Origin of the sequence: Micromonospora sp. NPDC049203, assembly GCF_043197215.1 — a bacterium.
In the GTDB taxonomy this organism is placed as follows: domain Bacteria; phylum Actinomycetota; class Actinomycetes; order Mycobacteriales; family Micromonosporaceae; genus Micromonospora.
On the sequence record NZ_JBICSV010000005.1, the window covers coordinates 423,236 to 446,817 of the forward strand.

The 23,582-nt window shown below is 71.3% G+C and carries 28 protein-coding genes; 16 read left to right on the forward strand and 12 right to left on the reverse strand.

Annotated elements, in window-relative coordinates:
• Positions 1-14: 14 nt before the first annotated feature.
• Complete coding sequence (locus ACGFIA_RS17295) at positions 15-545, reverse strand: pyridoxamine 5'-phosphate oxidase family protein (RefSeq protein ID WP_357473370.1); 531 nt, start codon at positions 543-545, stop codon at positions 15-17.
• Between the two features lie 102 nt (positions 546-647).
• On the opposite strand from ACGFIA_RS17295, the gene ACGFIA_RS17300 reads away from it, so the two are divergent.
• Together ACGFIA_RS17300 and ACGFIA_RS17305 are read left to right on the forward strand one after the other, a co-directional pair.
• Positions 648-1,196: a hypothetical protein gene (locus ACGFIA_RS17300; protein ID WP_357473373.1), complete on the forward strand. Its 549-nt coding sequence runs from the start codon at positions 648-650 to the stop codon at positions 1,194-1,196.
• A gap of 76 nt (positions 1,197-1,272) precedes the next feature.
• Positions 1,273-1,956, forward strand: coding sequence for a hypothetical protein (locus tag ACGFIA_RS17305; protein ID WP_357473376.1), 684 nt, complete (start codon positions 1,273-1,275; stop codon positions 1,954-1,956).
• 149 nt (positions 1,957-2,105) lie between these two features.
• Here the strand turns inward: ACGFIA_RS17305 and ACGFIA_RS17310 are convergent, their stop codons facing one another.
• Positions 2,106-2,507, reverse strand: a complete 402-nt coding sequence (locus ACGFIA_RS17310; RefSeq protein WP_393260825.1) for a hypothetical protein — start codon at positions 2,505-2,507, stop codon at positions 2,106-2,108.
• Positions 2,508-2,578: 71 nt separating this feature from the next.
• Entirely contained in the window at positions 2,579-2,980 is a 402-nt protein-coding gene (locus tag ACGFIA_RS17315; RefSeq protein WP_357384315.1) for a hypothetical protein, read from the reverse strand.
• Between the two features lie 212 nt (positions 2,981-3,192).
• On the opposite strand from ACGFIA_RS17315, the gene ACGFIA_RS17320 reads away from it, so the two are divergent.
• Positions 3,193-3,597: a hypothetical protein gene (locus tag ACGFIA_RS17320; RefSeq protein WP_357473382.1), complete on the forward strand. Its 405-nt coding sequence runs from the start codon at positions 3,193-3,195 to the stop codon at positions 3,595-3,597.
• Between the two features lie 95 nt (positions 3,598-3,692).
• Here the strand turns inward: ACGFIA_RS17320 and ACGFIA_RS17325 are convergent, their stop codons facing one another.
• The 3 genes from ACGFIA_RS17325 to ACGFIA_RS17335 are packed head-to-tail and all read right to left on the reverse strand — an operon-like array spanning position 3,693 to position 4,783.
• Positions 3,693-4,028 (reverse strand): YnfA family protein, encoded by a 336-nt coding sequence (locus ACGFIA_RS17325; protein ID WP_357384319.1) that lies wholly within the window; start codon positions 4,026-4,028, stop codon positions 3,693-3,695.
• A gap of 3 nt (positions 4,029-4,031) precedes the next feature.
• Positions 4,032-4,454, reverse strand: a complete 423-nt coding sequence (locus tag ACGFIA_RS17330; RefSeq protein ID WP_357384321.1) for a MerR family transcriptional regulator — start codon at positions 4,452-4,454, stop codon at positions 4,032-4,034.
• Positions 4,454-4,783 carry a hypothetical protein gene (locus tag ACGFIA_RS17335; RefSeq protein ID WP_357384323.1) on the reverse strand — a complete coding sequence of 110 codons (330 nt, stop codon included), beginning with the start codon at positions 4,781-4,783 and terminating at the stop codon, positions 4,454-4,456. The genes ACGFIA_RS17330 and ACGFIA_RS17335 overlap by 1 nt, the downstream gene beginning before the upstream one ends.
• A gap of 231 nt (positions 4,784-5,014) precedes the next feature.
• Here ACGFIA_RS17335 and ACGFIA_RS17340 point away from each other — a divergent pair, with 231 nt between their 5' ends.
• Complete coding sequence (locus ACGFIA_RS17340) at positions 5,015-5,194, forward strand: hypothetical protein (RefSeq protein ID WP_357384325.1); 180 nt, start codon at positions 5,015-5,017, stop codon at positions 5,192-5,194.
• Positions 5,195-5,205: 11 nt separating this feature from the next.
• Here the strand turns inward: ACGFIA_RS17340 and ACGFIA_RS17345 are convergent, their stop codons facing one another.
• Entirely contained in the window at positions 5,206-5,565 is a 360-nt protein-coding gene (locus tag ACGFIA_RS17345; protein WP_393260830.1) for a hypothetical protein, read from the reverse strand.
• A 126-nt stretch (positions 5,566-5,691) separates the two neighbouring features.
• Between ACGFIA_RS17345 and ACGFIA_RS17350 the strand changes: the two genes are divergently transcribed.
• Positions 5,692-6,435, forward strand: a complete 744-nt coding sequence (locus ACGFIA_RS17350) for a neutral zinc metallopeptidase (RefSeq protein ID WP_393260832.1) — start codon at positions 5,692-5,694, stop codon at positions 6,433-6,435.
• 114 nt (positions 6,436-6,549) lie between these two features.
• Positions 6,550-7,188: an HAD family phosphatase gene (locus ACGFIA_RS17355; RefSeq protein ID WP_357384329.1), complete on the forward strand. Its 639-nt coding sequence runs from the start codon at positions 6,550-6,552 to the stop codon at positions 7,186-7,188.
• A 52-nt stretch (positions 7,189-7,240) separates the two neighbouring features.
• Here ACGFIA_RS17355 and ACGFIA_RS17360 read toward each other — a convergent pair whose 3' ends face one another.
• The 4 genes from ACGFIA_RS17360 to ACGFIA_RS17375 form a co-directional block, all read right to left on the reverse strand.
• Entirely contained in the window at positions 7,241-9,790 is a 2,550-nt protein-coding gene (locus ACGFIA_RS17360; RefSeq protein WP_393260835.1) for an ABC transporter permease, read from the reverse strand.
• Positions 9,790-10,554, reverse strand: a complete 765-nt coding sequence (locus tag ACGFIA_RS17365; protein ID WP_393260838.1) for an ABC transporter ATP-binding protein — start codon at positions 10,552-10,554, stop codon at positions 9,790-9,792. The genes ACGFIA_RS17360 and ACGFIA_RS17365 overlap by 1 nt, the downstream gene beginning before the upstream one ends.
• Positions 10,555-10,813: 259 nt before the next feature.
• Positions 10,814-11,497, reverse strand: coding sequence for a response regulator (locus ACGFIA_RS17370; RefSeq protein WP_393260841.1), 684 nt, complete (start codon positions 11,495-11,497; stop codon positions 10,814-10,816).
• A 31-nt stretch (positions 11,498-11,528) separates the two neighbouring features.
• Positions 11,529-12,446: a RecB family exonuclease gene (locus ACGFIA_RS17375; RefSeq protein WP_393260844.1), complete on the reverse strand. Its 918-nt coding sequence runs from the start codon at positions 12,444-12,446 to the stop codon at positions 11,529-11,531.
• Between the two features lie 123 nt (positions 12,447-12,569).
• Between ACGFIA_RS17375 and ACGFIA_RS17380 the strand changes: the two genes are divergently transcribed.
• The 3 genes from ACGFIA_RS17380 (at position 12,570) to ACGFIA_RS17390 (ending at position 15,401) form a co-directional block, all read left to right on the forward strand.
• On the forward strand, positions 12,570-13,712 hold the full coding sequence (locus ACGFIA_RS17380; protein ID WP_393260846.1) for a site-2 protease family protein: 1,143 nt from the start codon (positions 12,570-12,572) through the stop codon (positions 13,710-13,712).
• Positions 13,709-14,653, forward strand: a complete 945-nt coding sequence (locus ACGFIA_RS17385; RefSeq protein WP_357473404.1) for a tRNA (adenine-N1)-methyltransferase — start codon at positions 13,709-13,711, stop codon at positions 14,651-14,653. Before ACGFIA_RS17380 ends, ACGFIA_RS17385 begins: the two co-directional genes overlap by 4 nt.
• 175 nt (positions 14,654-14,828) lie before the next feature.
• Complete coding sequence (locus ACGFIA_RS17390) at positions 14,829-15,401, forward strand: hypothetical protein (protein ID WP_357384339.1); 573 nt, start codon at positions 14,829-14,831, stop codon at positions 15,399-15,401.
• A gap of 67 nt (positions 15,402-15,468) precedes the next feature.
• Here ACGFIA_RS17390 and ACGFIA_RS17395 read toward each other — a convergent pair whose 3' ends face one another.
• Positions 15,469-15,762 (reverse strand): ferredoxin, encoded by a 294-nt coding sequence (locus tag ACGFIA_RS17395; protein WP_013286103.1) that lies wholly within the window; start codon positions 15,760-15,762, stop codon positions 15,469-15,471.
• 177 nt (positions 15,763-15,939) lie between these two features.
• Between ACGFIA_RS17395 and arc the strand changes: the two genes are divergently transcribed.
• From arc to pafA, 7 genes are all read left to right on the forward strand, one after another.
• Positions 15,940-17,721: a proteasome ATPase gene (gene arc / locus ACGFIA_RS17400; RefSeq protein WP_357473407.1), complete on the forward strand. Its 1,782-nt coding sequence runs from the start codon at positions 15,940-15,942 to the stop codon at positions 17,719-17,721.
• Positions 17,722-17,886: 165 nt separating this feature from the next.
• Positions 17,887-19,404, forward strand: coding sequence for a depupylase/deamidase Dop (dop, locus tag ACGFIA_RS17405; protein ID WP_393260849.1), 1,518 nt, complete (start codon positions 17,887-17,889; stop codon positions 19,402-19,404).
• A gap of 107 nt (positions 19,405-19,511) precedes the next feature.
• Positions 19,512-19,718 carry a ubiquitin-like protein Pup gene (locus tag ACGFIA_RS17410; RefSeq protein WP_013286106.1) on the forward strand — a complete coding sequence of 69 codons (207 nt, stop codon included), beginning with the start codon at positions 19,512-19,514 and terminating at the stop codon, positions 19,716-19,718.
• A 6-nt stretch (positions 19,719-19,724) separates the two neighbouring features.
• Entirely contained in the window at positions 19,725-20,393 is a 669-nt protein-coding gene (locus tag ACGFIA_RS17415; RefSeq protein ID WP_393260852.1) for an endonuclease VII domain-containing protein, read from the forward strand.
• The gene (gene prcB, locus ACGFIA_RS17420) at positions 20,312-21,151 is read left to right on the forward strand and encodes a proteasome subunit beta (protein ID WP_357384349.1); all 840 of its coding nucleotides are present in this window, start codon (positions 20,312-20,314) and stop codon (positions 21,149-21,151) included. Before ACGFIA_RS17415 ends, prcB begins: the two co-directional genes overlap by 82 nt.
• A 55-nt stretch (positions 21,152-21,206) precedes the next feature.
• Positions 21,207-22,040: a proteasome subunit alpha gene (gene prcA, locus ACGFIA_RS17425; protein ID WP_357384351.1), complete on the forward strand. Its 834-nt coding sequence runs from the start codon at positions 21,207-21,209 to the stop codon at positions 22,038-22,040.
• Positions 22,041-22,187: 147 nt separating this feature from the next.
• A complete protein-coding gene (gene pafA / locus ACGFIA_RS17430; RefSeq protein WP_013286109.1) occupies positions 22,188-23,546 on the forward strand; it encodes a Pup--protein ligase in 1,359 nt (452 codons plus the stop codon).
• Positions 23,547-23,582: the final 36 nt, after the last annotated feature.

Consider the following 23,582-nt stretch of genomic DNA (forward strand, 5'->3'; position numbering starts at 1 on the left):
GCCCGTGCCGTGGATCAGGGCTGGGACGCCACGGTGAGCTTTGCGACGTCCGGGGCATAGACGGTCATCCAGTGCGGATGCAGCCGGTAGTAGACCACCTCGTTGTCCCAGTCGAAGAGGTCGTCGCCGTAGAAGTCCTTCAAGTACGCGAGCACGTCCGGCCAGTCCGTGGCCTGGTCGCCGTTGCGGGGGTTGAGGATCTCCACCTTGCCGTGCGTGAAGACGCCGAGGTCCTCACCGCGCATGTGCGCGGCGCTGACGGCGGGCCGCGCCGCGAGGTGGCGCGCCTTGGCGGCGTCGGGCGCCGTGCCGAAGTACCACTTGCCTCGCAGGAAGTGCCCGTCGACACCGCTGATCCGCGGCTCACCCTTCGCCGTCACGCTGGACAGAGCGAGGGTGCACATGCCGGTGAGGACCTGGGTGAGCTGCTCCGCGTCCAGCGTGCTCGCGGTGTTGATGATCGAGCGGAGGTGGGAGGTGGAGCCGGCGAGGGAGGCGTCAAGGAGGGCTTGGAGCTCTTCGAGATCTTGTGGGGTTTCGCGCATGGTGGTCCTTGTCTCTCCGCATCTGTCTGCGCTGTGGTCGGCGCCTCTCACCGGCGCCGACCGATGCACCCATGCTTCACCCAAAACCTGACACCTTGCGTCATGTTTCTTCAGCGTGCCGAAGGGCAGGAGTCGGCGCTCTCCGTCATGAGGTTGAAGTTCAACACGAACGGCACCGTCGACCGCGACAGCGATCCGGTCGTCATCTTCCGCAGCGACAATCTGAGCTGGGTCACGTACCGCGACACGAGCGGCGTCGCCGTGATCGAGAACCCGAGTGCGTTCAACCACAACGGTTCCTGGTACCTGTTCTACTCCGGCAACGCCTGGCGGGAGAACTACTACTCGACCGGCATCGCCTTCTGCGGCGACCGGATCGACGACGGCCTGTGCGCGCCGATGCCCGGACCGAATCGGGCCTGGTTCTCCTACTCGGGTCCGGCCGCGCACCTGCCCGACACCATGCGCAAGTACTCGTTGCCGGGGAACAAGCGCGGGCCGGGCGCGATGGACGTCTACCGGGCCCGCGACGGCAAGCCGTGGGTGACGTGGAACTACCTCGCCGACGGCGGCTCGGGGCGTAAGAGCCGGACCGGGCGTCTCGTCATCACCGGCTCCGGCTCCAATGCCGACTTCAAGGTGGAGCTCTGACGATTGTCACCGGACTGCGATCGCCACCACAGTGGCGGCGCCGGTCCAGTGTGCCCTCCAACAGGAAGGACCATTGATGAAGAGAACCTACCGAAACGTCCGCCGTGCCGTCGCCCTGATCAGCACGCTCACGGTGGCGACGCTCCTCCTGCCGGTCTCACCGGCCGCGGCGGCGTCCACCTTCCAGGCCGGCCACCTGAACATCTACAACGGCCTCACCCACGAGAAGTTCCTCCACGACCTGAACCTGATCACCTCGAAGGCCGACATGGTCGCGCTCAACGAGGTGGGTCCCCGCAGGGCCCTCCTGGTGGACTGGGCCGCCAACAACGGCTGGACGTTCTACGCCCCTACTACTTCGGTGCACGCGGCCGGTGAAGCCCTGCTGGCGAAGAAGAGCATGTTCGAAGTGGTCGACAAGGGGTCGAAGTTCGTGTGCGACACCAACCCCGACGAGCCACCGCCGCCGCGCTACAACAACTGGGTCAAGTACCGGCACAAGGCGACCGGGCGGTTCGTGTTCCACATCAACTTCCACGCCGTCGCCGGTATCGACAACAACGGCTGGCCGGAAGACCTTCCGCGTACCCGGTGCGCGGAGCAGCAGTTCGCGGAGGTCAAGGAGCTGGCCCGCGAGAAGAAGGCCGAGGGGCAGGCTACAACCTCTACGGCGAGAAGGGGACCGGCACGCACGGGAACCGGCACATCGACTACATCTACTTCTGGAAGCGGATCGAGAGCTCCCAGGTCATGTGGATGACCGACTACCGCATCGTCGGGGACACCAACTCCGACCACAAGGGTGTCGTGGCGGACTTCTCCCTCGCGTCCTGACCAGTACGAACGGATCGGGCTCCGTCGACGAGCGGTCGGCGGAGCTCCGGCCTGTGCGGACCACAACGCCGGCCGTCACGTGTCGTAGAGCCCGTCCCACGGCTCGTGGAATCCGAGGCGATCCGGATACAGCTCGACCCAGTCGACGTGGCTGCCGTCGCCCGCCCGGTCGCCGGACTCGTCGATCAGACCGAAGACGACGCCGTCGTGACGGGTCTGGAACGGTCGTACGGCGATGTCGCCGTACGACGTGCCGGGCAGGCTCGCGAGCAGTTCGCCGAGCGCCGCGGCCGGCGCGCCTCGATCCTGGACCCGGGTGATCCTCGACCGCCGGTACGTCCCGTCGTGGTCGAACAGGTGCACGTACGCGTGGTGGTCCCACGCCGAGGCGAGGAACAGCCCGTCGTCGTAGCGGCCGATGGTGTCCGTCCGGTGGCCGGGCTCGTGCGCGATGGGAATCAGCCGGGGTACGGGCACTCGGTCAACGTAGCGTACGAGCGCGGGGCGCCCGCCGGGATGGCGGACGCCCCGAAGGATCGACGCGTCGATCAGCCGATCAGCGTGACCGAGTAGTCGTACGTCGTCCCGGTCACCGAGTACGTCGCGGTCTGCCCGTTCTCGCAGTACGACACGAAGCTGCTCGGGGTGCGTTGCGCTCCGGCCACCGCGTCGACCACCGGCCGGACGTCGGCGCCGACCGGCAGCGCGGTGGTGGTGAGATCGATCGTCCGCGACTGGTTGATCGGGTAGTTGTCGGTGTTCGCCGTCTCCAGACCGTTGCTCGCCGCGACACTGAAGGACATCACGAAGGCTGCGTTGTTCACCACGGCGATGCGCTGCACGCAGGGTTCGGCCTGCGCGCTTGCCGTGGAGGCCGCGGCCAGCGCCGACGCGCCGGCGGCGAGCGTCCCGACGAGTGCGGCTCCGACGAGCCGGGCGGGGAACGTCATGGGTGTCACCTCTCGGTCGTACGTGGCGCCGGGCGCCGACTGGCGGCGACCGGCGTATGGTCCGTATCGAAGTTCCCGAACGTTTTCGATCGAACCCCGCAGATCGCAATAATCTGTGTCCGGCTGTGGTGCCCGTTCAGTCGCCGGCTCGGCCGGGGCAGTCAGACTGACGGAACGAGGGCGTGTGAGCGTCCCGGCGCGAGGAGTCCAAAGTGGCGAACTCCGGCCTTTCCTGTGTCGTCCGCACGATCGGAGGCGGCCTGCCGCCGTTGGCGGACTCGGATCTCGGCCCCCGGGCGACGTACTTCACGATCCTCGTCATGTCCGGTATGTACCTAGCCCCGATCGTCATGTTCGTCCTCGGAGCGTTCTGCGCCAGAGGCAGCCGACGCAGCCGCCGGATCAGCGCGGCTGCCGCGATCGTGATCGTCCTGTTCTACGCGTTGTCGCTGCTCGGCAGTGCCTTCACGTGGCCCGGACCGGAGCACCAGGGCGAACCGGGTGAGACTCTGTGGCTGATCGTGATCGGTTGCGGCGCCTTCCTGGTGATGCCCTGGCTCGTCGCGTTCGGCGGCGCCAAGGTGGCCGGCCGGCGTTCCGGAGCCACTGCCGAATAGCGGTCGGCCGGCGGGCGCTCCGGCGGAGGTGACAGGCGGTACTACGATTCGCCCATGCGGTTCTCGATCGAGATACGCCTGAGGGCGTTGGTACGTCAGCCCGTGCGCGGGGCGTACATGATGACGGCGACGCCGACCAGGCAGATGGCCGCGCCGACGAGGTCGTAGCGGTCGGGCCGGAACTTGTCGACCAGCATGCCCCAGGCGAGCGACCCGGCGACGAACACGCCGCCGTAGGCGGCGAGGATGCGGCCGAAGTTCGGGTCGGGCTGGAACGTGGCCACGAATCCGTAGGCGCCGAGCGCGACCACCCCGGCGGCGATCCAGAGCAGCCCGCGGTTCTCCCGCCAGCCCTGCCACACCAGCCAGGCGCCGCCGATCTCGGCGAGCGCGGCCAGCAGGAACAGCAGGATGGAACGAGCGACCGTCATGCGTCAGACCGTAGCGGGGCCGTGGTCGCGACCGGTGAAGGGCAGGGGGCAGTGCGGGCTTCCGGCGCAGGTGACCAGGTCGTCGCAGCCGGCCGAGACGGCGGCCCGGAGCGTGTCGCGGACGACGGCGAGGTCCGCCAGCCGCCGCTCCACCTCGTCGAGCTTGTCCCGGGCCCGGGCCCGCAGGCCGGTGTCGCGCCGTCCGGCCGCGAGCAGGTCGGTGACCTCGGCGAGCGTGAAGCCGAGACGTTGCGCGGCCTTCACCACCCGCAGCAGGGTGACCGTCTCGGCCGGGTAGAGGCGATGCCCGCCCGGCGACCGCCGGGGCGCGGGGAGCAGCCCGCGCCGTTCGTAGTAGCGCAGAGTCTGCACGTTCACCCCGGCCGCGTCGGCGAGCCGGCCGCTGCGCAGCTCCGGCTCGCCCATCACCGGCCCCGCGCGGCCGTGGCCCGCCGGGCCAGGGCATCGAGTACGGCGACACGGCCCGCCGGGACCCGGATGTCGAGCGTCAGCGCGTCTGTGTCCGGGCGGGCGAGGTCGAATGTGAAGAAGGAGCAGCAGTCCGACTCGCGGGCGATCAGATCGCGGGCGACCGGTTCGGCGCGGCCGTCGAGGCGCAGTCGCAGATGCCCGGCGGAGAGCCGGTCGACGCCGCGCAGCGCGTCGTGGAACAGCCCGTCGAACTCGGCCAGCCGCAGCGGCCGGTCGTCGGTGGGCAGGGTGCAGGCGTCGGGCACCCAGGAGTCATCGGTCATGCCTCGACGGTAAGCCCGTACCGGGGTACCGGATGCAAGTGCCGGTCCACCCCTTTCCCGGCCTCGGCCTGCGGCGACGTCTGGAATACGGCTGTGCTCGCCGGCCCGGAGGGCTACCGTCACGAAAGTACGGGCCGACGCCGGGCCAGGCGCCGCGTCCACGCCCGAGCCGTCCCGTTGACGTGGCGGAAACGCCCGAGGGCGAGCATGGGTACGACGAAAGGGGCGGACATGACCGACGAGGTGACGTCGCAGGTCCCGCCGGAACCGGCGCCCGTGCTGAGCACGCCCGCCGGTGCCGCGCCGGCCGGGCCGCCGAGCAGCCTGGACCTGTGGGCCCGTGCCCAGGTGCTGCACCGCTGCTTCGGCGACGACGACGGCGAGCCGCACATCATGCGCGGCCTGGACTGACCGCCGTCCGGTCAGCGCACCGCCACACCGGCCCGCGCCAGCACCTCCCACCAGGACGCGAGGTCGGGGACCGGCTCGGCGCGGACCGCGTACTCGTCCAGCTGCCGCAGCTGTCCGGCGCTCGGTGCGGGTGAGACGGTGGCGCCCACGGCGACCAGGGCGTACCGGCTGCCACCGACGGTGAGCAGCATCGTGCCGAAGATCGTTCCCCGGGCCTCGGCCCGCTCGGCGGGGGCGGCGAACACCTCCGCGTCGCGCCGGTCCCGGGCGCGCAGCCGGCCCTCGTCGAGCGTCAGCAGCACCGGTACGCAACGCGTGCCGTTCCAGAGGCTGCGTCGCCAGTAGACGATTCCCGCGTACGGTCGGCCCACGGCGCCAACCGTACCGTCACCGGCCCTGGTGAACGTTTCCCGGCGGCGGTGCGTGAGAGCCGGTGAGCATCACCGGCGGCTGCCGGGGGTACTGCTGGGGAACACGGGTGCGACAGCCGGGAGGTCATGGTGGGGGACAGGGCGCGACGTCAGAGGCGCGGGCCGATCGCCGGACTGGTGGTGGCCGCGCTGGTGGCGGCCGGCTGCATGGCCGGCGGCTTCGACGAGGGCGAGCCGCGGCAGCCCGCGCCCCCGCGCGGCGCGCAGCCCGAGTCGCAGACCACCCGGGCGGACGGCACCACGAGCGTGGCCGAGTTCAAGCAGGACATCCAGGACGCCGTCCGGCTGGCCGAGCGCTACTGGGCGGAACAGTTCCGCGCCTCCGGCGAGCGGTTCACCCCGATCCGGCGGGTGGTGCCCTACACCCGGGAGGGCGAGGTGGCCTGTGCCGGGCAGGGGCTGCCGCGCAACAACGCGGTCTACTGCTCGGCGGGCGACTTCATCGCCTACGACGTGAACTGGTCGGTGGCGGCCTTCCGGCAGATCGGCGACGCGTTCCTGTTCTACCTGCTCGGCCACGAGTACGCCCACGGCATGCAGGTGCGGCTGGGCATCCGCTACAACTTCACCATCCAGCAGGAGCTGCAGGCCGACTGCATGGCCGGGGCGTACCTCGGGGACAGCGTGCGTTCCGGGGCGCTGGAGCTGGAGGACGGTGACCTGGAGGAGTTCAAGGAAGGGCTGCTGGCGGTCGGCGACGACCCCGACCAGCCCTGGTTCGCCGAGGGCTCGCACGGCACCGCCGAACAGCGCAGCGAGTCGTTCTTCCGGGGGTACGAGAAGTCGCTGGGCGCCTGCGGCCTCGGGTGACGCCCGGATCACCGGAGATCGGGGACGGTGACGGGCGCGCCGGACGCGGCTGGCAGGATCGGCGGGTACGCGTACCGAAGGAGGCCCCCGCTGAGCAGCAAGCACCCCGCCGCCGTGCTCTTCGACATGGACGGCACCCTGGTCGACAGCGAGAAACTGTGGGACGTCGCGTTGCAGGAGCTGGCCGCCGTTTACGGCGGTGTCCTGTCCGACGACGCCCGCCGCGCGATCGTCGGCACCGGGATGGCCGACGCGATGCGGATCGTGCACGACGACCTGGGCCAGCCGGAGCGGGACGTGCGGGAAAGCGCCGACTGGATCAGCGCCCGGATCCTGGAGCTGTTCCGCACCGGGCTGCGCTGGCGGCCGGGCGCGCTGGCGCTGCTGCGGGCGGTACGCGACGCCGGCATCCCCACCGCGCTGGTCACCTCCAGCGGCCGGTCCCTGGTCGAGGTGGCCCTGGACACGCTGGGCCGGGACAGCTTCGACGCGGTGGTCTGCGGCGACGAGGTCGGCGCGGCCAAGCCGCACCCGGAGCCGTACCTGACCGCCGCGCGTCTGCTGGGCGTGCCGGTCGAGCGGTGCGTGGCGATCGAGGACTCACCGACCGGTGTGGCGAGCGCGCTCGCCGCCGGCGCGGCGGTGCTGGCCGTACCGGCCGAGGTGCCGCTGGCGCCCGCCGACGGCGTACACCAGGTGGAGAGCCTGCTCGGGGCGGACCTGGAGCTGCTCGCGGCCCTGCTGAGCCGTTAGGAAGGGCCCCTTCTTATGCACGAGGCGTTAAGAAGGGGCCCTTCCTTTCACGTCAGTCGTGGGCGATGGCGCCCAGGACGTTGATCCGCGCGGCGCGGATCGCCGGCAGCACCGCCGCGACCACGCCGATGATCGCGGCCAGGATCAGGAACGTCACCATCTGACCCCAGGGCAGGACCAGGTCGGTGATGCCCTCGTCCTTGAGCGCCTCGACCACCGCCGCGCCGAGACCGGTGCCGACCACCACGCCGAGCAGCGCGCCGAAGATGGAGATCACCACCGCCTCGACCGTGATCATCCGCATGGTCTGGGCGCGGCGCAGGCCGATGGCCCGCAGCAGGCCCAGCTCCCGGGTCCGCTCCAGCACCGACAGCGCGAGCGTGTTGATGATGCCCAGCACCGCGATCACGATGGCCAGCGCCAGCAGGATCTGGATCATCTGGAGCAGGGAGTCCAGCTGACCGGTCTGCTGCTCGATGAACCCGGCCCGGTCGGCCACCGACACCTCGGGGCTGTCCGCCAGCAGCCGCTCGATCTGCGGCTGCACCGCGTCCACCGACGTGCCGGGGGCGAGTTGCAGGAAGCCCTGGATCGGCTGCGGGATGGAGAAGTCCGCGGCGGCCTGCGGCGGCAGCGTCACCGGGTTGGTCAGCTGCGAACTCTCGTAGATGCCGCTGACCGTGTAGGTGCGGGCGTCGCCGCGGGACAGCTGCACCGGCACCGTCGAGCCGACGGTGAGGTTGCGTGCCTTCGCGGTGTCGGAGCTGACCAGCATCTGGTCCGGCGCCAGCGTGCTGATGTCACCCGCGGTGGCCTTCGCCCCGAAGATCTGCTGCAGGGCGGCCACGTTGCTCGACACGGCCACCCAGGTCCGCTCGCCGCCGACCACCGCCATGTCGCCGTACTCGCCGTCGACCATCCGCACACCCGGGATCGCGGCGGCCTTCTCCAGCACCGCCGGGTCGAAGCTCGCCGGACGCGGCCCGGACGACGCGCCGGAGATCACCAGCTCCGCCTTGATGGTGTCCTCCGCGAGGGCGCCGATGCTGCCCTTTGCCGAGTCCAGGATCACCGTCACGCCGGTGACCAGGGCGATGCCCACCATCAGCGCGGCGGCGGTGATCGCGGTACGGCGCGGGTTGCGGCCCGAGTTGAGCCGGCCCAGCTTGCCCGGCACCGACCAGGAGAACATCGCGCCGAGCAGCGCGACCACCGGCCGGCTGATGATCGGCGTCAGCAGTGCCACCCCGATGAACGCGAACAGCACGCCGCCGAGGATGGTCGCCAGGGTGCTGTCGCCGGCGTGCCCGCCGAGGCCGAGGAACAGCAGCACCGCGCCGATGCCGGTGACCACCGCGCCGCCGACGGTGACCTTGGTGAGCGGCCGGTCCGGCGTGGCGACGTCCTGCATCGCGGCGATCGGCGGGATGCGCGAGGCGCGTACCGCCGGCAGCAGCGCGGCGATCACCGTGATCAGCATGCCGACCGCGAACGCGCCGATCACCGCCGAGGCCGGCACACCCAGGCCGGCCAGGGTCAGACCTCCGGCGAGCTGACCGAACAGGTACGCCAGCAGCGCGCCCACGCCGATGCCGGCGGCGAGCCCCAGCACCGAGGCGATCAGGCCGACCGCGAGGGCCTCCAGCACCACCGAGCCGATGACCTGCTTGCCGCTGGCCCCGATGGCCCGCATCAGGGCCAGCTCACGGGTGCGCTGGGCCACGATGATCGAGAACGTGTTGAGGATCAGGAACGTGCCGACCAGCAGCGCCACCGCGGCGAACCCGAGGAGGATCTTGTTGAAGAACGACAGCCCCTCCTTGAGGCCGGCCGAGGCGTCGGCGGCAAGTTGCTCGCCGGTCTTGACCTGGTAGTCGGCGCCCAGCGTGCGGGCCAGCTCGTCGCGCAGCGCGGCCGGCGTGGTGCCGTCGGCGGCCTGGACGCTGACGTTGCTGAACACGTCCGGCTTGCCCAGCATCAGCTGCTGCGCCACCGGGGTGGTGAAGTAGACCTCGTTGGCGCCACCGATCGAGTCCCGGCCGCCGCTGTAGCCGAACACGCCGACGAGCGTGAACTCCTTCTTCGGGGCCAGCGTCAGCACGCCGACCCGATCGCCGACCTTGACCTTGCCCGCCTCGGCCAGCGCGGTGTTGATCACGATCTCGTCGTCGGCCTGCGGCGCGCGGCCCTCGCGGATCTCCACCAGGTCGCTCTCGCCGAGCCAGTTCTGGCCCAGCTGCGGCGGGCCGAACGAGGTGACCACCTTGCCGTTGCTGCCGATCATGCGGGCGCCGTCGGCGGCGACCACGCCCTCGGCGTCGGCGACGCCGGGCACCGCCTTGATCCGGTCGAGCACCGACGCCGGCATCGGGGTGCTCAGCGGCATGCCCTCCGCGGTGGAGACGTCGATCTTCGGTTTCGCCTCGACGCTGACGTCGACCTCGGCGTACGCGTCGGCGAAGACCGCGTCGAAGGACCGCCCGAGCGTGTCGGTGAGCACGAACGCGCCGGAGACGAACATGACGCCGAGCACCACCGCCAGCCCGGACAGCAGCAGGCGCAGCTTGCGCGCCAGCAGGCTCTTGAGTGTCGCCCGCAGCATCAGTTGCCCACCTCGACCGGGGCGTCCAGCTTCTTCATCGTGTCCAGCACCGTCTCGGCGGTCGGCTCGATCAGCTCCGAGACGATCTGCCCGTCGGCGAGGAAGACCACCCGGTCGGCGTACGCGGCGGCGGTCGGGTCGTGCGTGACCATGACGATGGTCTGGCCGTGCTCGCGGACCGAGTTGCGCAGGAACTGCAGCACGTCGGCGCCGGAGCGGGAGTCCAGGTTGCCGGTCGGCTCGTCCGCGAAGATCACCTCGGGGCGGGCGACGAGCGCCCGGGCGCAGGCGACGCGCTGCTGCTGGCCGCCGGAGAGCTGCGCCGGGCGGTGCCCGAGCCGCTCCCGCAGGCCGACTGTGTCGATCACCGTGTCGTACCAGGCCGGGTCCGGCTTGCGCCCGGCGATCGACAGCGGCAGCAGGATGTTCTCCTGCGCGGTGAGCGTGGGCAGCAGGTTGAACTGCTGGAAGATGAAGCCCACCTTGTCCCGGCGCAGCTTCGTCAGGCCCGCGTCGTTGAGGCCGGTCACCGTGGTGTCGCCGATGGACACGGTGCCCTTGGTCACCGTGTCCAGACCGGCGAGGCAGTGCATCAGTGTGGACTTGCCGGAGCCGGACGGCCCCATGATCGCGGTGAACCGGCCGCGTTCGAACTCGGCGGTCACCCCCCGCAGCGCGGCGACCTGCGCCTCACCGCTGCCGTACACCTTCCACACGTCGTTCGCCCGGGCCGCGGCCTGCTCTCGGCCTACCGTCGCGGTCACGTCATCTACCTCTTCCGTATGTCGTTCTCATGCCGCACCGCCCCCGCTGGTCGGTGCGGCGGAATCCATCCTCGGGGCCGCACGGCCGAAAACCCTCCGACCTGGGGTGGAATCCGCGCCGAACTTCGGGTGAGGGTCGCCCCCCATCCGGGCTCAGGGTGACCCCTGACCGGCGGTGTCGCCGACGTTAGGACCTGACCTGGCGTGATGGTCAACACATCGGCCCCGCCGCTGGTCACGGTAGGTGACCCGCGCCACCTCACCCGCCGGGACGGACCAGGCCCGTCTCGTACGCGAGCACGACCGCCTGGACCCGGTCGCGCAACCGTAGCTTCGTCAGCACGTGCCCGACATGGGTTTTCACAGTGGTCTCACTGACCGACAGCACCCGGGCGATCTCCGCGTTCGACAGCCCGCGCGCCATGTGGGTGAGCACCTCGCGCTCCCGGTCGGTCAGCGGCGCCAGCGCCCGCACCGGCGCGGCGGCCGGGTCCGGCAGCACCCGGGCGAAGCGGTCCAGCAGCCGGCGCAGGACGCGCGGGGAGATCACCGCGCCACCGGCGGCCACCGTGCGGATCGCGGCGACCAGGTCCCCGGCCGGCACGTCCTTGGTCAGGAAGCCGGTCGCCCCGGCCCGCAGCGCCCCGACGACGTGGTCGTCCTGCTCGAACGTGGTGAGCACGAGCACCCGCACCGGCAGGCGGGCCGACACGATCGCCCGGGTGGCGGCCACCCCGTCCAGGCGGGGCATCCGGACGTCCATCAGCACCACGTCGGGCAGAAGCCGCCGGGACAGCTCCACCGCCTCCGCGCCGTCGCCGGCCTCACCCACCACGTCGAGGTCGTCCTCCGCGCCGAGCACCATCCGGAAGCCGGTACGCAGCAGCGGCTGGTCGTCGGCGAGCAGCACCCGCACCGGCCGGGACAGGGCGCCCTCGGTCATGCGTCCCCCTCCTCGTCCGGCGCGGCGGCGCTCACTCGTCGGCGCCGGGCGCCACCGGGCGGGAGCGGGCGTCCACGAGCGGGTCGGGCACGGCGACGGCCACCGGGAACGGCGGCGGCGTGCCGCCGTAGCTCGGGCACAGCGCCTGGTGGTTGCACCAGTCGCACAGGCGGCTCGGCCGGGGACGGAAGTCCTGCCGGGCGGTGGCCTGCTCGATCGCCCGCCACAGCGCCACCACAGTGCGCTCGAAGCGCACCAGCTCGTCGGCGTCCGGCGCGTAGTCGCAGACCTCGGCGTCCTTGAGGTAGAGCAGGCGCAGCACCCGCGGCACCACGCCCCGGGTGCGCCACAGCACCAGGGCGTAGAACTTGAGCTGGAACAACGCCCGCGCCTCGAACGCCTCCCGTGGCGCCCCGCCGGTCTTGTAGTCGACCACCCGCAGCGCGCCGTCCGGCGCGACGTCGAGCCGGTCGAGGTAGCCCCGGATGAGCAGCTCGTCGTCGACCACCGCGGAGATCAGCGCCTCGCGCTCGGCCGGCTCCAGCCGGCGCGGGTCCTCCACCGCGAAGTAGCCGTCCAGCAGGGCCGTCGCCGACCGGAGGAACTCCTGCGGCCCGACGGGGTCGCCGTCGGCGAACAGCGTCGCCAGCTCCGGCTCCTCGGTGACCAGGCGGTCCCACTGCGGGGCGACCAGGTCACCGGCCGACTCCGGGGTGCGCGCGGCGGCCGGCAGGTCGAACAGGCGCTCCAGCACGGCGTGCACGAGTGTGCCCCGGGCCTGCTCGACGGTCGGCCGCTCGGGCAGCCTGTCGATGCTGCGGAACCGGTAGAGCAGCGGGCAGGTCTTGAAGTCGGCCGCCCGCGACGGCGACAACGAGGCCCGCACGGTGACCGGCGCCGGTGCCGCCGTCTGGTCGCCGTGACTGTCGATCATCGGTTCCGCCGTCATGCCCGGAAGGTTAGGCCACGCGTGTGACAGGGGAGTGGCCGCCGCACCGGAACATGATCGGGTTCCGGTGCGGCGGTGCGCACCGCGACGGCCCGCTCCGCGCGCTCACGTAGCATCGGGCCGGTGCAGCAGCGGAGCCGAGGACCCCGCCGGCCGGGGCTCAGCCTCGGCCGGGTGCTCGGGGTGCCGTTGCGCGTCGACGCCTCGATGCTGCTGCTCACCGTCGTGGTCACGGTGCTGTACGCCGCGCTGGCCCGCCGACAGCTCGACCTCGGCCCGCTCGGCGGCTACCTGGTCGGTCTCGGCTTCGTGATCTCGCTGCTCGGCTCCGTGCTGCTGCACGAGCTGGGCCACGCGCTGACCGCACGCCGGTACGGCATCGGTGTGCGGGGGATCACGCTGGAACTGCTCGGCGGCTACACCGAGATGGACCGCGACGCCCCCAGCCCCCGGGTCGAGCTGCTGATCTCCCTGGCCGGGCCGGCCGTCTCCGCGGTGCTCGGCGCGGGCGCGGTCGCCGCCACCCTCGCCCTGCCCGCCGGCACGCTCGGCCACCAGCTCGCCTTCCAGCTCGCGGTCAGCAACGTGGTGGTGGCGATCTTCAACAGCCTGCCCGGGCTGCCGCTGGACGGCGGCCGGGCGCTGCGCGCCGCGGTGTGGGCGCTCACCCGCGACCGGCACCGCGGCACCGAGGTGGCCGGCTGGGTGGGCCGGGCCGTCGCGCTGGGCACACTCGCGCTGGTCGTGGTGCTCACCATGCGCCGGGCGCTCGCCCCGCTGGCCCTGCCGCTGTTGCTGCTCGTAGCGCTGACGCTGTGGCGCGGCGCCGGCCAGTCGATCCGGCTGGCCCGCATCGGCCGCCGGCTGCACCTGGTCGACCTGGCCCGGCTCGCCCGCCCGGTGCTGCCGGTGCCCGCCGGCACGCCGCTGGCCGAGGCGCAGCGCCGCCGTGACGAGGCGGGCAGCCCCGACGCGGCGCTCGGCGTGGTCGACTCGGCCGGCCGCACCGTCGCCCTGGTCGACCCGGCGCGCGTCGCCCGCGTACCCCCGGAACGCAGGCCGTGGGTCGCGGTGGACGAGGTGGCCCGCGACCTGTCCGCCGTGCCGGTCCTGCCGCTCGGGACCGACGGCGAGCGGGTGCTGGAGACCGTGCGCACCCACCCGGGCGCGCAGTACGTCGTGACGGCAGGCGAAGATGTGGTCGGCGTGCTGCACATCGCGGATCTCGCCCAGCTCCTGGAACCCGAACGGAAGACGAACACGTGACCGCAGAGATCTCCACCGTCCCGGCGCTGCCCCCGGTCCACCGAGGGCCGTTCCGGCCGGGCGACCGGGTCCAGCTGACCGACCCGAAGGGCCGGATGCACACCGTGACGCTGGAGCCCGGCAAGGAGTTCCACACCCACCGCGGGATCCTCAAGCACGACACCCTGATCGGCCTGCCCGACGGCAGCGTGGTCACCACCGCCGGCGGCGGCACCGCGTTCCTGGCCCTGCGGCCGCTGCTGTCGGACTACGTGCTGTCCATGCCGCGCGGCGCCCAGGTGATCTACCCGAAGGACTCGGCGCAGATCGTCGCCATGGGCGACATCTTCCCCGGCGCCAAGGTGCTGGAGGCCGGCGCCGGGTCCGGCGCGCTGTCCTGCTCGCTGCTGCGGGCCGTCGGCACCGAGGGCGAGCTGCACTCGTTCGAGGTGCGCGACGACTTCGCCCAGATCGCCCGGCGCAACGTCGAGGCGTTCTTCAACGGCCCGCACCCGGCCTGGAACCTGCACGTCGGCGACGTCGCCGACTGCGCCGAGACCGGATTCGACCGGATCATCCTGGACATGCTCACCCCGTGGGAGATGCTCGACATGGTCGAGCGGGCGCTCGTGCCCGGCGGCGTGCTGATCGGCTACGTGGCCACCACGCCGCAGCTGTCCGAGCTGGTCGAGGCGCTGCGCGAGCGCGGCGGCTGGACCGAGCCGCGCGCCTGGGAGTCACTCGTGCGGGACTGGCACGCCGAGGGCCTGGCGGTCCGCCCGGACCACCGGATGATCGCCCACACCGCGTTCCTGGTCTCCGCGCGCAAGCTCGCCCCCGGCGTCACCGCGCCGCCGCGCCGGCGCAAGCCCAGCAAGGGCGCCGAGGCGTACGCGCAGCGCCGCGACGCCCTGCGCGCCGCGGCGGCGGCCCGCGCGGCGCAGGAGCCGGAGCAGTCCTGACCCCCGCCGCGCGGGCGCGCGCGCACGGGCGGATCATGTGTGCCGGTGGGGACGACACCGAAGCGGGTGGAGACGGTGGCATGAGCGAGCGGATCGGGGCGCGCGTCGGGCGGCGCGCCCGTGCCGGTGACCGGGACCGGTGGCAGTACGACGGCGCGGCCGGGCGGGAGGCGGCGTGAGCGATCCCGGCTACGGCAACGGTGACCTGCCCGCCGTCTTCCCGGACTGGTCCCCCTACAAGGACCTGGAATCGGCCGCGCGGGCGTACCTGCGCGACCCGGACATCGCGCTGGAGGCGCTCGACGGCGTGCTGCGCGGCGCGTCCGTGCTCGGCTTCACGCTGGAGCGCTTCGTCAACGAGGTCAACGGGGTGTGGCAGGAGGTCGTCGTCTGCGACGGCAGCCGGCTGGTGCTCTGGCACGGCGAGGACGTCCCGCCGGGGGAGGGGCCGCCCGGCGCGATGACCTCGTCGCTGCGGGTGGTACCGCTGTCCACCGTCACCGAGGTCGGCTGCCGGCGGCGGCTCATGCGCGCCGACAACGGCACCGTACGGGTCGACAGCATCGACGTGTACCTGCTGCTCAGCTCGCTGGACGAGGCGCCGCCCAGCGACGAGGTGGTGGGCGCGCCCCGGCACGACGCGCTGCGTTTCGGCAAGACCCTCGACGACGGCGGCGCGGGGCAGATCGCCCGGCTGGAGGAGTTCGCCCGGCTGGTCGCCTCGGTCGTCGGCCGGCCGTTGCTCTGAAGGCGGACACACGACAGGCGGACACACGACGGGCCGGGGACCACGTCCCCGGCCCGTCGCATCCGTCTCAGTCCTCGGCCTCCGGGCCGGCCACCTCGACGCCGTCGCTGCCACGCACGACGTGGATGCACTCGCCCGGGCACTCCTTCGCCGAGTCGATCACCTCGAGGCGCAGGTGCTCCGGCACGTCCACTCGGGCGCCCGGGGCCTGCCGCAGCTCGCCGTCGGGCCCCTTGACGTACGCCAGGCCGTCGACGTCGAACTCGAAGACCTCCGGCGCGTACTGCACGCAGAGCCCGTCGCCGGTGCAGAGGTCCTGATCAACCCAGACCTGTAACTGGTCGGTCGCGACGTCGGTCACGAAGCACCCCCCATGTTCTCCCGTCCCACACTCCGACGGTACCCGAACGCCCGTACCCGCCCCGCGACCAGCCCTTCGCGATCAAGCTTCGGTGACGAGCGCGTTGCTGTGGACCGAATCGGGCTCATAGCGGCTAGTGTTAGCTCAGAACGTTCAAGCCCCCCGGGGAGGTGGGACGTGGCACGCAGCGACGACGCGGACTCGCGCGCCGCACGGTGGGAAAAGGAAGCCCACGATCTCTCCACGCAGGTCGCGTTCCTGCAAGAGGAACTCGCTCTGGTGCGGCGCAAGTTGACCGAAAGCCCCCGACACGTCCGGCAGCTCGAAGAGCGGCTGGCGGCCACCCAGGCACAGTTGGCGCGGCTGACCGAGAACAACGAACGGCTCGTGAGCACCCTCAAGGAGGCTCGCGCGCAGATCGTGACGCTCAAGGAGGAGATCGACCGTCTGGCCCAGCCGCCGAGTGGCTACGGCGTCTTCCTGGCCAAGCACGACGACGGCACGGTGGACGTGTTCACCGGCGGGCGCAAGCTCCGGGTGGCCGTCTCGCCCTCGCTGGAGGTCGACGAGCTGAGCCGCGGCCAGGAGGTCCTGCTCAACGACGCGCTCAACATCGTCGACGCGTTCGGCTACGAGCGGGTCGGCGAGGTGGTGATGCTCAAGGAGATCCTGGCGGGTCCCGAGGGCGCGCCGGGTGACCGGGCGCTCGTGGTCTCGCACTCCGACGAGGAGCGGATCGTGCACCTCGCCGAGACGCTGATCGGCAGCGCGATCCGGGCCGGCGACTCGCTCATGATCGAGCCCCGCTCGGCGTACGCGTACGAGCGGATCCCGAAGAGCGAGGTCGAGGAACTGGTCCTGGAGGAGGTGCCCGACGTCAACTACGAGGACATCGGTGGCCTCCAGGCGCAGATCGAGCAGATCCGCGACGCGGTGGAGCTGCCCTTCCTGCACTCGGACCTGTTCCGCGAGCACCAGCTCCGGCCGCCGAAGGGCATCCTGCTCTACGGCCCGCCAGGCTGCGGCAAGACGCTGATCGCCAAGGCGGTGGCCAACTCGCTGGCCAAGAAGATCGCCGAGCGGGAGGGCAAGGACCGGCACACCAGCTTCTTCCTCAACATCAAGGGTCCCGAGCTGCTCAACAAGTACGTCGGTGAGACCGAGCGGCACATCCGGCTGATCTTCCAGCGGGCGCGGGAGAAGGCCGGCGAGGGCACTCCGGTGATCGTGTTCTTCGACGAGATGGACTCCGTGTTCCGCACCCGCGGCTCCGGCGTCTCCTCCGACGTGGAGAACACCATCGTCCCGCAGCTGCTCAGCGAGATCGACGGCGTCGAGGGCCTGGAGAACGTCATCGTCATCGGCGCCTCCAACCGGGAAGACATGATCGACCCGGCGATCCTGCGCCCCGGCCGGCTCGACGTGAAGATCAAGATCGAGCGGCCGGACGCCGAGGCGGCGAAGGACATCTTCTCCAAGTACATCCTCGCCGGCCTGCCGCTGCACGCCGACGACCTGGCCGAACACGGCGGCGACGCCCAGGCCACCGTCGCGGCGATGATCGACGCGGTGGTCCTGCGGATGTACTCCGAGACCGAGGAGAACCGCTTCCTCGAGGTCACCTACGCCAACGGGGACAAGGAAGTCCTCTACTTCAAGGACTTCAACTCCGGCGCGATGATCCAGAACATCGTCGACCGGGGCAAGAAGATGGCCATCAAGGAGTTCCTCACCTCCGGACGCAAGGGACTGCGCCTGCAGCACCTGCTCGACGCCTGCGTCGACGAGTTCCGCGAGAACGAGGACCTGCCCAACACCACGAACCCCGACGACTGGGCCCGCATCTCCGGCAAGAAGGGCGAGCGGATCGTCTACATCCGCACGCTCGTCTCCGGCGGCAAGGGCACCGAGGCCGGACGGTCCATCGAGACCGCCAGCAACACCGGCCAATACCTGTAGTCCGGCCCTTCGACGGAGGCCCGCGGCGTACGCGCCGCGGGCCTCCGCGCGTGTCCGGGTGAGCCGCCACAACGGACCGGCGCTGCCGCGACGCCCCCTCGGCGCGTCACGCCGACTACGCTCGACATGACGGGGACCCCGACGGCGAGCGGAGCGGGTAGGTCGATGAGCGTCAGAAGGATCATGGGCACCGAGGTCGAGTACGGCATCTCCGTGCCCGGTCAGGCCGGAGCCAACCCGATGGTCACCTCCTCGCAGGTGGTGAACGCCTACGGGGCACGGCCGGAACTCAATCGGGGCGGCCGGGCCCGTTGGGACTACGAGGAGGAGTCGCCACTGCGCGACGCCCGCGGATTCACCTACTCCGGCGCCGCGTACGACCCGGCCGAGGCGCTCGCCGACGAGGACCTCGGGCTCGCCAACGTCATACTCACGAACGGCGCCCGGCTCTACGTCGACCACGCCCACCCGGAGTACTCCACACCCGAGGTGACGAACCCACTGGACGTGGTGCGGTGGGACAAGGCGGGGGAGCGGGTGATGGCCGAGGCGGCCCGGCGGGCCGCGACCATACCGGGCACCCAGCCGATCCACCTCTACAAGAACAACACCGACAACAAGGGCGCCAGCTACGGCGCCCACGAGAACTACCTGATGCGCCGGCAGACGCCGTTCGCCGACATCGTGGCGTACCTGACGCCGTTCTTCGTCACCCGGCAGATCGTCTGCGGCGCCGGGCGGGTCGGCATCGGCCAGGACGGCGGCCAGAGCGGTTTCCAGATCTCCCAGCGGGCCGACTTCTTCGAGGTCGAGGTGGGCCTGGAGACGACGCTCAAGCGGCCCATCATCAACACCCGGGACGAGCCGCACGCCGACGCCGACAAGTACCGCCGGCTGCACGTCATCATCGGCGACGCCAACCTCTCCGAGATCTCCACGTTCCTCAAGGTCGGCACCACCTCGCTGATCCTCGCCATGATCGAGGAGAAGGCGCTCGGCGCGGACCTGGGCATCGCCGACCCGGTGGCCGAGCTGCGGGCGGTCAGCCACGACCCGTCGCTCAAGCACCTGATGCGGATGCGCGACGGCCGCAGGCTCACCGCGCTTGACGTGCAGTGGGCGTACCTGGAGCGGGTGACCTCCTTCGTGGACGATCGCTACGGCAAGGACGTCGACGCGCAGACCGCCGACGTGCTGCGCCGCTGGGAGAGCGTGCTGGACCGGCTCGGCCGGGACGCCTTCGAGTGCGCCGACGAACTGGACTGGGTGGCCAAGCTGCGGCTGCTGGAGGGCTACCGGGAGCGGGAGAAGCTCGCCTGGGGCTCGCACAAGCTGCAACTGGTCGACCTCCAGTACTCCGACGTGCGGCCGGAGAAGGGCCTCTACCACCGCCTGGTGCAGCGCGGCTCGATGAAGACGCTGCTCACCGACGAGCAGACGCGCACCGCGATGACCGAGCCGCCGGAGGACACCCGGGCCTACTTCCGGGGCCGCTGCCTGGACCGGTACGCCTCCGAGGTGGTCGCCGCGAGCTGGGACTCGGTCATCTTCGACGTGGGCCGGGAGTCGCTGGTCCGGGTGCCGATGATGGAGCCGGAGCGGGGCACGCGCGCGCACGTCGGGGAGCTGTTCGACCGCTGCGAGAGCGCCAAGGATCTGCTGGAGACGCTCACCGGCGGGTGACCATGATGCCGGAAGGCCCGCCGGGTGCCGGAAACGGGCACGCGGCGGGTCTTTCGTCGCTCCCGCGAGGTAAGTTGATCGCAGGCGATCGTGGAGGAGGCACCACCATGGCGACGCAAGAGGGTGGGCAGACCCAGTCCGGCAAGTCCCGCGAGGAGGTCGAGGAGGTCACCGCGGAGGCCAACCCCGAGGTGGCCGAGCGGCACGCCGAGATCACCGAGGACGTCGACGACCTGCTCGACGAGATCGACTCCGTCCTGGAGGAGAACGCAGAGGAGTTCGTGAGGGGATATGTGCAGAAAGGGGGTCAATGAGGCTTTATGTCCGATTTGCCGGAGGCGTCGGACAAGCTTTGCCCCCGGTGCCGCCGAACGCTGCCGACGTCGGCGTTTCACCGTAATCGCCGTCGCCCGGACGGGCTGGCGTTCTACTGCACGACGTGTGCCGCTGCCCGCTCGGAGGCGAGTCGCCGCAAGCGGGGGATCGCCCCGCAGCGAAGGGCTGCCGTGCCGGTGGCGGACGGCCTCAAGTGGTGCCCCGACTGCGAACAGATCAAGCCCGTCGACGACTTCCCGCGGACGACCAACGCCAGCGGCCGGCACAGCTACTGCAAGCCGTGCCACATGGCCCGCGGCAACGGGAGCAAGCAGCGGCTCTACGGCGGCAATCGCGGGTACCACCTGCGTCGCCGTTACGGGGCCGGGGAGAAGGAGTACCAGGAGCTCCTGGCCGAGCAGGGCGGTGTCTGCGCGGTCTGCCGGCGCCCCGATCCGGAACATCTGGACCACGATCATCGCACCGGATGGGTGCGCGGGATACTCTGCTTCAACTGCAACGGTGGTCTTGGTCAGTTCAAGGACAACCCCGACGTCCTGGCCAGGGCGATCACGTACCTGAGAGGAACCACGTGGCAGCGGGTTTTGATCCATCCGGGCGTCTTCCAGATGTGTTCACCAACGCGGGGACGTCCTCCTTCACAGCGTTCCTGAGCAAGGTGGCCCCCGAGATGCTGCCCGGCCGTCGGCCGCTGCCGCCCGGCATGGCCGCCGACATGGCGCCGCACGCGACCACCATCGTGGCCATCGCGGCCGCCGGTGGTGTGGTCATGGCCGGCGACCGGCGGGCCACGATGGGCAACCTGATCGCCCAGCGCGACATCGAGAAGGTGCACCCGGCCGACGCGTACTCGCTTGTGGGCATCGCGGGCACCGCCGGCATCGGCATCGAGCTGATGCGACTGTTCCAGGTGGAGCTGGAGCACTACGAGAAGATCGAGGGCGCGATGCTCTCGCTCGACGGCAAGGCCAACCGGCTCGCCTCGATGATCCGCGGCAACCTGGGCGCGGCCATGCAGGGCCTCGCCGTGATCCCGCTGTTCGCCGGGTTCGACCTGGCCGCGAGCGACCCGGCCCGGGCCGGGCGGATCTTCAGCTTCGACGTGACCGGCGGCCCGTACGAGGAGACCGGCTACGACGCCATCGGCTCCGGCTCGCTGTTCGCCAAGTCCGCGCTGAAGAAGCGGTTCCGGACCGGCCTGTCGGTCGAGGACGCGACGCGGCTGGCGGTCGAGGCGCTCTACGACGCGGCGGACGACGACACCGCCACCGGCGGCCCCGACCTGACCCGGCGGATCTACCCGGTGGTGATGACCGCTACCGCCGAGGGCACCCACCGGCTCACCGACGCCGAGACGGCGGCGATCGCGGAGGCCGTGGTGTCCGGCCGGATGGAGAACCCCGGCGGCTGAGTCCGCTCCGCACCGTCCACCGAGTCAGCAGTCCCGCAGAAGGAGAACCGCCGCCGTGGCCATGCAGTTCTACGCCTCGCCCGAGCAGATCATGCGCGACCGCTCCGAGCTGGCCCGTAAGGGCATCGCCCGGGGCCGCAGCGCGGTGGTCCTGAGCTACGCGGGCGGGGTGCTCTTCGTCGCCGAGAACCTGTCCAGCACGCTGCACAAGGTCAGCGAGATCTACGACCGGATCGGCTTCGCCGCGGTCGGCCGGTACAACGAGTTCGAGAACCTGCGCCGCGCGGGCGTGCGGATGGCCGACCTCAACGGGCTCAGCTACGACCGCCGGGACGTGACCGGCCTGGCGCTGGCGAACGCGTACGCGCAGACGCTGGGCGCGATCTTCACCGAGCAGTCCAAGCCGTTCGAGGTGGAGATCTGCGTGGCCGAGGTGGGCGCCACGCCGGAGGACGACTCCCTCTACCGGGTGACCTACGACGGTTCGGTGAACGACGAGCCGGGCCGGATGGCGATGGGCGGCCAGGCCGAGGCGATCAGCGGGGTGCTGAAGAACGAGCACCGGCCGGAGATGTCGCTGTCGGAGGCGGTCCGCGCCGCGATGAAGGCGCTGAGCAGCGTCGGCGGCGAGGGCGGGGCGGCCCGCACGATCGCCGCGAACCAGCTGGAGGTGGCGGTCCTGGACCGGCGCCGGGTGGGCCGTACGTTCCGGCGGATCACCGGTGCGGCGCTCACCGCGCTGCTGGAGGGCGACGCCGAGGCCGACACCGCGCCGGCGCCGGGCCGGGCGAAGACGCCGGCCGCGCCGACGGAGGAGGCGAAGAAGCCGACCACGTCGGCGGGTTCGGCCGATCTGGAGGGCAACGCGGAGGACAAGCCCGCCGAGTGACGTCCGCTTGCGGACCCCGCCACCTCGCCGAGGTGGCGGGGTCTTTCGCGTACGAGGGGCGCCACCGCGCCGATCCGTGCGGGGCAGATCGCAAGCGGCGAACGTCGGCGGTGCCCATCGAGGGCTCCGGGCGGCTAATGTCTCATCATGGAGCGGCGAATCTTCGGCCTCGAAACCGAGTACGGCGTCACCTGCACCTATCGCGGGCAACGCCGACTGTCCCCCGACGAGGTCGCGCGGTACCTGTTCCGGCGGGTGGTGTCGTGGGGCCGGTCGAGCAACGTGTTCCTCCGCAACGGCGCCCGCCTCTATCTCGACGTCGGCTCGCACCCGGAGTACGCGACCCCGGAGTGCGACTCGGTGACCGACCTGGTGGCGCACGACCGGGCCGGTGAACGGATCCTGGAAGGGCTGCTCGTCGACGCGGAGAAGCGGCTGCACGACGAGGGCATCGCGGGCGAGATCTACCTGTTCAAGAACAACACCGACTCGGCCGGCAACTCGTACGGCTGCCACGAGAACTACCTGGTGTCCCGGCACGGCGAGTTCGGCCGGCTGGCCGACGTGCTCATCCCGTTCCTGGTCACCCGGCAGTTGATCTGCGGCGCGGGCAAGGTGCTGCAGACGCCGCGCGGTGCGGTCTACTGCCTGTCGCAGCGGGCCGAGCACATCTGGGAGGGTGTCTCGTCGGCAACCACCCGCAGCCGGCCGATCATCAACACCCGGGACGAGCCGCACGCGGACGCCGAGCGCTACCGGCGGCTGCACGTCATCGTCGGCGACTCGAACATGAACGAGGTCACCACGCTGCTGAAGGTCGGCACGGCCGACATCGTGCTGCGGATGATCGAGGCCGGCGTGGTGATGCGCGACCTCACGCTGGAGAACCCGATCCGGGCGATCCGCGAGGTGTCGCACGACATCACCGGCCGTCGCAAGGTCCGGCTGGCCTCCGGCAAGGAGGTCTCGGCGCTGGAGATCCAGCAGGAATACCTGGCCAAGGCGACGGAGTTCGTGGAGCGCCGGGGCGGCGACCAGACCGCGAAGCGGGTGGTCGACCTGTGGGGCCGGGTGCTGCGCGCGGTCGAGACCGGCGACCTGGACCCGGTGGCGCGGGAGATCGACTGGGTCACCAAGCTGAAGCTGATCGAGCGTTACCAGCGCAAGCACGACCTGCCGCTGTCGCACCCGCGGGTGGCACAGATGGATCTGGCCTACCACGACCTGCGACGCGGCCGCGGCCTGTACGGGCTGCTGGAGCGCCGTCGCGAGGTGGACCGGGTGGCGACCGATCCGGAGATCTTCGAGGCGAAGGAGACGCCGCCGCAGACCACCCGGGCGCGGCTGCGCGGCGAGTTCATCCGGCACGCCCAGGAGAAGCGGCGGGACTTCACCGTGGACTGGGTGCACCTGAAGCTGAACGACCAGGCGCAGCGCACGGTGCTGTGCAAGGACCCGTTCCGGGCGTACGACGAGCGGGTGGAGCGCCTGATCGCGAGCATGTGATCGTCACGGGCGGCCGGTGCCCGGCACCGGCCGCCC